Origin of the sequence: Streptomyces sporangiiformans (assembly GCF_005768555.2) — a bacterium.
GTDB lineage: Bacteria > Actinomycetota > Actinomycetes > Streptomycetales > Streptomycetaceae > Streptomyces > Streptomyces sporangiiformans.
This window is the reverse complement of the sequence record NZ_VCHX02000030.1, coordinates 21,516-28,710: the sequence shown is the minus strand read 5'-3', so window position 1 is coordinate 28,710 and position 7,195 is coordinate 21,516. Positions and strand designations below refer to the sequence as shown.

5 protein-coding genes are annotated in these 7,195 nt (G+C 69.1%); 3 read left to right on the top strand and 2 right to left on the bottom strand.

Annotated features, from left to right (window positions below; translation table 11 throughout):
* Nucleotides 1-18: 18 nt before the first annotated feature.
* The gene (locus FGD71_RS01555) at nt 19-819 is read right to left on the bottom strand and encodes a crotonase/enoyl-CoA hydratase family protein (protein WP_119098530.1); all 801 of its coding nucleotides are present in this window, start codon (nt 817-819) and stop codon (nt 19-21) included.
* A gap of 176 nt (nt 820-995) precedes the next feature.
* Between FGD71_RS01555 and FGD71_RS01550 the strand changes: the two genes are divergently transcribed.
* The 3 genes from FGD71_RS01550 to FGD71_RS01540 all read left to right on the top strand — a co-directional run bounded on the left by FGD71_RS01550 (nt 996) and on the right by FGD71_RS01540 (nt 4,980).
* Nucleotides 996-2,615: an acyl-CoA synthetase gene (locus FGD71_RS01550; protein ID WP_119098529.1), complete on the top strand. Its 1,620-nt coding sequence runs from the start codon at nt 996-998 to the stop codon at nt 2,613-2,615.
* Nucleotides 2,616-2,996: 381 nt separating this feature from the next.
* Nucleotides 2,997-4,292: a phenylacetate--CoA ligase PaaK gene (gene paaK, locus FGD71_RS01545; protein WP_119098528.1), complete on the top strand. Its 1,296-nt coding sequence runs from the start codon at nt 2,997-2,999 to the stop codon at nt 4,290-4,292.
* A 115-nt stretch (nt 4,293-4,407) separates the two neighbouring features.
* Nucleotides 4,408-4,980 carry a hypothetical protein gene (locus tag FGD71_RS01540; protein WP_119098527.1) on the top strand — a complete coding sequence of 191 codons (573 nt, stop codon included), beginning with the start codon at nt 4,408-4,410 and terminating at the stop codon, nt 4,978-4,980.
* A gap of 88 nt (nt 4,981-5,068) precedes the next feature.
* On the opposite strand, the gene FGD71_RS01535 is transcribed toward FGD71_RS01540, so the two are convergent.
* A complete protein-coding gene (locus tag FGD71_RS01535; protein WP_240436336.1) occupies nt 5,069-7,042 on the bottom strand; it encodes a sulfatase-like hydrolase/transferase in 1,974 nt (657 codons plus the stop codon).
* Between the last annotated feature and the right edge of the window lie 153 nt (nt 7,043-7,195).

Sequence of the window (7,195 nt, the reverse complement as noted above, 5' to 3'; positions counted from 1 at the left end):
CGGTGTGCCGGCGCGGCGTCACGCCCGCCGGTACACCGGCGGTCGCTTCTCGCCGAAGGCTCGGGCGCCTTCCTTGGCGTCGGCGGTGTCGAAGATCGGCCAGCCGCGTTTGAGTTCGGCGGCAAGCCCGTCGGCCTCGGTCATCTCGGCGGTCTCGTACACGGACGCCTTGACGGCCTCGACGGCGAGCGGCCCGCAGGCGTTGATCTGCTCGGCGATGGCGAGGGCCTTCTCCAGGGCCGTTCCGTCGGGGACTACGTGACCGATCAGGCCGACGTCGGCCGCCTCCTGAGCTGAGTACGGACGGCCGGTGAGCAGCATCTCCAGCGCGTGCGTCCGCGGAATCTGCCGCTGGAGGCGCACCGTCGAGCCACCGATCGGGAACAGACCGCGCTTCACCTCGAAGAGCCCGAAGGTGGCGGACTCCCCCGCGACCCGGATGTCGGTCCCCTGGAGGATTTCGGTACCGCCGGCCACACAGTGGCCCTCGACCGCGGCGATCACGGGTTTGCGCGGCCGGTGGTGACGGAGCATCGCCTTCCAGTGCAGATCGGGGTCGGCTTTGAGCCGGTCCCGGTACTGCTGTCCCTCCATCCCCTGGCCGGCCAGCGCCTTGAGGTCCATGCCCGCACAGAAGGCGCCGCCCGCTCCGGTGAGCACGATCGAGCGGATCGCATCGTCCTCGTCGGCCTCGACCCAGCCGTCGTACAGGCCGACCAGCATCGGCAGCGAGAGCGCGTTCTTGGCCTCGGGCCTGTTGAGCGTGAGCACCAGTGTGGCGCCTTCGCGCTGCACGGTGAGGTGTTCCGTCCCACCCATTGCGGTCCTCCTGTCGCCGGGACGAGAACAGGTTGCAGGAGGCACGGGGGCAGTTCAAGGGTTTTCTGACACGTAGTCAGATTTCTTGTGCGCGGACCCTTCACAGTTGTGTCGGCCTTTGCTCTGATGACCGTCGAACCGATGGATGCCAGGCACGCCCGGGGTCAGGAGGAGCGGTGGAGTACAACCTTGCCGACCTGTTCGAGTCGGTCGTCGACGTGGTTCCCGACCGCGAGGCGCTGGTCTACATCGACCGCCCCGGCACCGGAGCGGAGCGCCGTCTCACGTACGCCGAGCTGGACGCGGCGGCCAACCGCATCGCGCACCACCTGATCGACAGCGGCGTACATCCCGGCGAGCATCTCGGGCTGCACCTCTACAACGGCATCGAGTACCTCCAGACCGTCCTCGGCTGCCTGAAGGCTCGGATCGTTCCGGTCAACGTCAACTATCGGTACGTGGAAGAGGAGTTGGTCTACCTCTACCGGGATGCCGATCTGGTGGCCCTGGTCTTCGACGCGGAGTTCACCGAGCGGGTGGCGGGGGCGCTGCCGCGGGCGGAGAAGTTACGGCATCTGGTGCGCGTGGGGACCCCCGCGCCGGGCGCTCCCGAGGTGTCCGCCGTGGACTTCGCGGAGGCCGAGGCGTCCGGATCCCCGGAGCGGGGTTTCGCGCCACGCTCGCCCGACGACCAGTTCATCATCTACACCGGCGGCACGACCGGGATGCCCAAGGGCGTGATGTGGCGTCAGGAGGACCTGTTCTTCTCGGGACTCGGAGGCGGCGCGCCGACCGGTGAACCGGTGAAGAAACCGGAGGAGCTCGCCGAGCGCGTAGCGGCCGGCGGCGATGGGATCACCTTCTTCCCCGCACCCCCGCTGATGCACGGCACCTCGACGCTGACCGCCTTCATCGGCTTCAACTTCGGCCAACGCGTCGTGCTGCACCGCAAGTTCGTTCCGGAGGAGGCCCTGCGCACCATCGAGAAGGAGCGGGTCACGAGTATGTCGCTGGTCGGCGACGCGATGCTGCGGCCACTGATCGACGCGCTGAGCGGCCCGATGAAGGATACGGACTGCTCCTCCATGTTCAGCGTCTCGTCCTCCGGCGCGATCATGTCGGAGACGGTGCGCGCACAGTTCCAGGCGCTCGTACCGAACGTCATGCTGCTCAACAACTTCGGCTCCTCGGAGTCCGGCTTCAACGGCACGGCCACGGAGGACGCGGGCCCCGACCGCGGTTTCCGGCTGCGCGTCAACTCCCGTACACAGGTGGTCGATCCCGCGACTCACGAGCCCGTCGCCGTCGGCGAACCCGGCCGGATCGCCCAACGCGGACACGTGCCGCTCGGCTACTACAACGACCCGAGGAAAACCGCCGAGACCTTCTTCCAGAAGGACGGTGAGCGGTGGGTACTGCTCGGCGACATGGCGACCGTCGACGAGGAGGGCATCGTCACCGTGCTCGGCCGTGGCTCGCAGTGCATCAACACCGGCGGCGAAAAGGTGTACCCGGAGGAGGTCGAGCAGGCGCTCAAGTCCCATCCCGACGTCTACGACGCGCTGGTGGCCGGTGTGCCGGACGCGAAGTGGGGCAACCACGTGGCCGCAGTGGTGCAGCTGCGCGACGGGGCGGGGCGGCCGTCCCTGGATGACATCCAGACCCACTGCCGCACACGGCTCGCGGGCTACAAGATCCCGAGGCAGCTGGTGATCACGGACTCCATACAGCGATCGCCGAGCGGCAAGGCGGACTATCGGTGGGCCCGTTCGGTGGCGGTCGCAGCGGATCGCTGAGCCCGCGGATCGCTGAGCCCGCGGACCGCTGAGCCCGCGGTCCGCCGGGCCTGGCGGACCGCCGGGCCTGGCGGACCGCCGGGCCTGGCGGACCGCCGAGTCCGCTGACCGCTGAGCCCGCGGTCCGCCGGGCCTGGCGGACCGCCGGGCCTGGCGGACCGCCGGGCCTGGCGGACCGCCGGGCCTGGCGGACCGCCGAGTCCGCTGACCGCTGAGCCCGCGCGTCGGCCGTCATGAGCCGCCCGCGCCACCTGCCTCCCCGAGCCACCCCCAATGCCGTATGTCTTGACGACCGCCCGAGCCCCTGGATTACTGATCCAGAGCATGTCGACCGAATGATCGGTCGCCCGGATTGGCACGGTTGGCGAGGGAGAAGTACGTATGGCGGGTGCGGCTGATCTGCTGGACGCGGGGGAACGGCTCGACGCGGAGGAGCTGCGGGCCCTGCAGCTGGAGCGGCTGCGGACGTCGTTGCGGCACGCGTACGAGAAGGTGCCGTTCTACCGGGAGTCCTTCGACAAGGCCGGTGTACGCCCCGAGGACTGCCGCACGCTCGCCGACCTGGCCGGTTTCCCCTTCACCACCAAGGCGGACCTGCGCCAGAACTATCCGTACGGGATGTTCGCCGTGCCCCAGGACCGGATCCGGCGCGTCCACGCGTCGAGCGGCACCACCGGGCGCCCCACGGTCGTCGGCTACACCGAAGGTGACCTGTCCCTGTGGTCGGACATGGTCGCCCGCTCGATCCGGGCGGCGGGCGGCCGTCCGGGTGACAAGGTCCATGTGGCGTACGGCTACGGGCTGTTCACCGGCGGGCTCGGCGCGCACTACGGAGCCGAGCGACTGGGCTGCACCGTGATCCCGGCGTCCGGCGGCATGACGGCCCGCCAGGTCACACTGATCCAGGACCTGAAGCCCGAGATCATCATGCTGACCCCGTCCTACATGCTGACGCTGCTCGACGAGTTCGAGCGTCAGCGCGTCGATCCGCGCAGGACCTCACTGCGCGTCGGCATCTTCGGCGCGGAGCCGTGGACCGAGGAGATGCGGCGGGAGATCGAGGAGCGGTACGCGATCGACGCGGTCGACATATACGGGCTGTCGGAGGTGATCGGGCCGGGTGTCGCCCAGGAGTGCGTGGAGACCAAGGACGGGCTCCACATCTGGGAGGACCACTTCTATCCGGAGGTCGTCGATCCGATCACGGGCGACGTGCTGCCGGACGGCGAGGAGGGCGAGCTGGTCTTCACCTCGCTCACCAAGGAGGCCATGCCCGTGATCCGTTACCGGACCCGGGATCTGACGCGTCTGCTGCCCGGCACGGCGCGTGTCTTCCGCCGCATGGAGAAGGTCACGGGCCGCAGCGACGACATGGTCATCCTGCGCGGGGTGAACCTCTTCCCCACCCAGATCGAGGAGATCGTCCTGCGTACTCCGGGCGTCGCCCCCCACTTCCAGCTGCGCCTGACCCGCGAGGGCCGCCTCGACTCGCTCACCGTGCGCGCCGAGGCCCGCACCGGCGCGACCCCGCAGACGCGCGACACGGCCGCGCGCGCCATCGCGGCGGCCGTGAAGGACGGCATCGGCGTCTCGGTCGGCGTCGAGATCGTCGAACCGGAGTCGTTGGAGCGGTCGGTGGGGAAGATCAAGCGGATCGTGGATCTGCGCGCGCGTTAGTACCGCGACCAAAGTTTTCCGTTGGCCGGAACCAAACACCTACCTGGCTTGTCTTAGGCCCCGCAACGCGCGTAAAACGCCACACATGGGCCCAAGGCCCAAGGGGGGAACCAAGTTGAGAACCATCACACGAGTCGCACTGGCATGTCTGATCGGCGCCGGCGCGGTCGCCTCCACCGCCGGGACCGCACAGGCCGCCCCCGCGGCGGAGGGCGGATCCAAGCCGGTGAAGTCGGTCGAGAAGGGCTACGCGCTGGCCTGTGCCGGGCAGTCCGCAGGCGTCTTCGTCGCCGTGGACCTCTACCAGAACTCCGCGTTCGGCTCGCACGCCAGTGTGTCGATCGAGACGCCGGACGGAGAGTACGGCGGCGGTTACGGACCGGAGGACACCACGCTGTTCTCCGACGGAACCATCGCGGCCGACATCCCGGTCAGGAAGCTGGACGACACGGCCGAGCCGGCAGGCGACGCGGTCATCAGCGGCGCCTACTCGGCCGCGGGCACGCCGAAGCCCGTGCACGAGGTCATCGAGGACCCGGCCGGCCACTACGTGATCACCAAGGGCACCAACACACCTCTGCGTGCGACGGCCACGGTGAACGTGCTCGGCACGACGGTCCCGCTGTCCTGCTCCACCGCCTTCGCGTTCGACCTCACGGTGTGGCGGCTCGCCCCTGGTCGCGGCTGACGAGCGAGTGCGCATGACCTGCCGCCGGTTCACCGGCGGCAGGTTGCCATGAGCCGCGCGCCGACCCGGTTCGCGCCTGGTCTCACTCCTACTTGGAGGGATTGGGCTGTGAGCCGTAGGCGGTGAGGAAGCGGTCGCGGAAGGAGTCCATCCGCCAGACCGGCGCCTTCGGGTCGGGTTCGAGGCCGTCGGTCCAGTTCCAGTCGTCGATCTTGTCCAGTACGGACTTGTCGCGGGCGACGATCGAGATCGGCACATCCCGGCTGGCGTTGTTGCCGCTGACCTTGGCCATGGGCTGGTGGTCACCGAGGAAGACGAGCACGGTGTTCTTCTTGCCGTGCTTCACCAGGTAGTCGATGAGGCTGGTCACGGAGTACTGGATGGACTTGCCGTACTCCTCCTTCGCCTTGTCGGAGTCGTAGAACACGTCGGCGGGGTCCTTGCCGGCCTTCGCGATGTCCTTGTAGACCGAGCCGTCGCCGACCTGGTCATCGGGGATCGTCTTGGGGATGGGCGCCCAGGGCTGGTGGCTGGAGGTCAGGACGATCTCCGACATCAGCGGCTTGTCGTGCTTCTTGCCGTGCTCCAGCCGTTCGAAGGCCTTCAGCGCGTACTGGTCGGGCATGGTCGACCAGCTGAACTTGGGCCCCCGGTAGCCGAGTTCCCGGGAGTCGTAGACGTGGTCGAGGCCGTAGAACTTGCCCTCCGGCCAGTTCTTCTGGATGCCCGGCATGATGCCCACCGTGCGCCAGGCGCCGGTGCGCTTGAAGGCGCCGGTGACGGTCAGGTGCTCGCCCGCCGTGACGGTGCGGTAGCGGTTCTGATTGTTGATCCACAGGCCCGACAGGAAGGTGGAGTGGCCGAGCCAGCTGCTTCCGCCGTACGTCGCCGAGGTGAGCCAGCCGCTCTTCGCGGCGAACCCGGCCTCGCGCAACTCCTTGTTCTTGGCCGTAAGGGTCGCGTCGACGCCCGGCGCGATGTCCGGGTCCTCGACTGCGCTGCGGCCGTAGCTCTCGATGAAGGTGAAGATGACGTCCTTGCCGCGCAGCCCGGTGAGCAGCTGGTCGCCCGGGGTGTTGCCGAAGGCGTCCTTCTTGGCCTCCTTGGCGAACGCCGCCTCGTCCTTGAGGGTTGCCCGCACCCGGTCCATGCGGTCCTGGACGAGGGCGACCGTGCTGCGTGCCGCTAGCGGCGGACCGGTGAGCTGCAGGCCGAGAGCCGCGCAGGTGACCCAGACGGTCCCGATCGCCACCGTGGCACGGGTGGCCCTGTCGCGGTTGCGGGCCATGACGTTGCCCAGCCGGAGAACCGCCAGTGTCATCAGGGCGAGCACGGCGAGGATGAGGGCCACGACCCCGATCAGTGCGCCGATGGTGCCCCCGCGGCCCATGGAGTCCTCGAGGTACGACTTCGCGTCGTCGAACAGGACCCAGTCGAGGACCACGTTGAATCCTCGTCCGAGGAACATGTAGAAGCCGATGTCCAGGAGGTTCAGGACGGTCAGCAGACCGAGCCCCACGCCGGCGAGGACCGCCGCGACCAGGCGTGGCTTGCGAGGCAGGGCTATCAGGACACCGGCGCCGAGGACCGCTTCCACCGGTATGCGCAGGAACACACCGGGCGAGAACCGGTCGATACGGGTGGGCATGAGGAGCGCGACGCACACGAGCGCGAGGGCCAGGACCGTGACCACCCACCCCACGTTGCGCGCCGCGACCGCGTGCCTGTCCCGCCAGCGGCGGCGGGCGGCGACGGGCTGATCCGGGGCCTCCCCGGCGGGGGCGTCGCTCGCGGAGGCGTCCGCTCTCTTGGCGTCCGGCTCGGCTTCGTCAGCGGTGGCCGGCTCGACTTCCTCGGCGGCGACCGGCTCCGCTTCGTCAGCGTTGGCCGGCTCGGCCTTCTCGGCGGTGCCTGTTTCGGGTTCGCCGGCGGTGGATGCCTCAGCCTCTTCGGCGGTGGCTTCCGCAGCCGCGGTGTGGTCATCAGAAGCCGCGGCCTCTTCGGCGGCGCTGTCGCGTGCGGTGTCGTCAGGCGTGTCCGCAGGAGGGGTCTTTGGGGTCACGTCCTCCTCCGGAGTTGCCTGCTCCGTGTCCGGCAGATGAGGAGAGTTCGTGGTGCTCGACAACCCGAAGGTCCTTCCTTGCGAAACCCTGTGGTGACACGGCGGCCCCGGCTCGGGGGTCCAGGCCGCCGATTACTGTACGGCCGGCCGGTG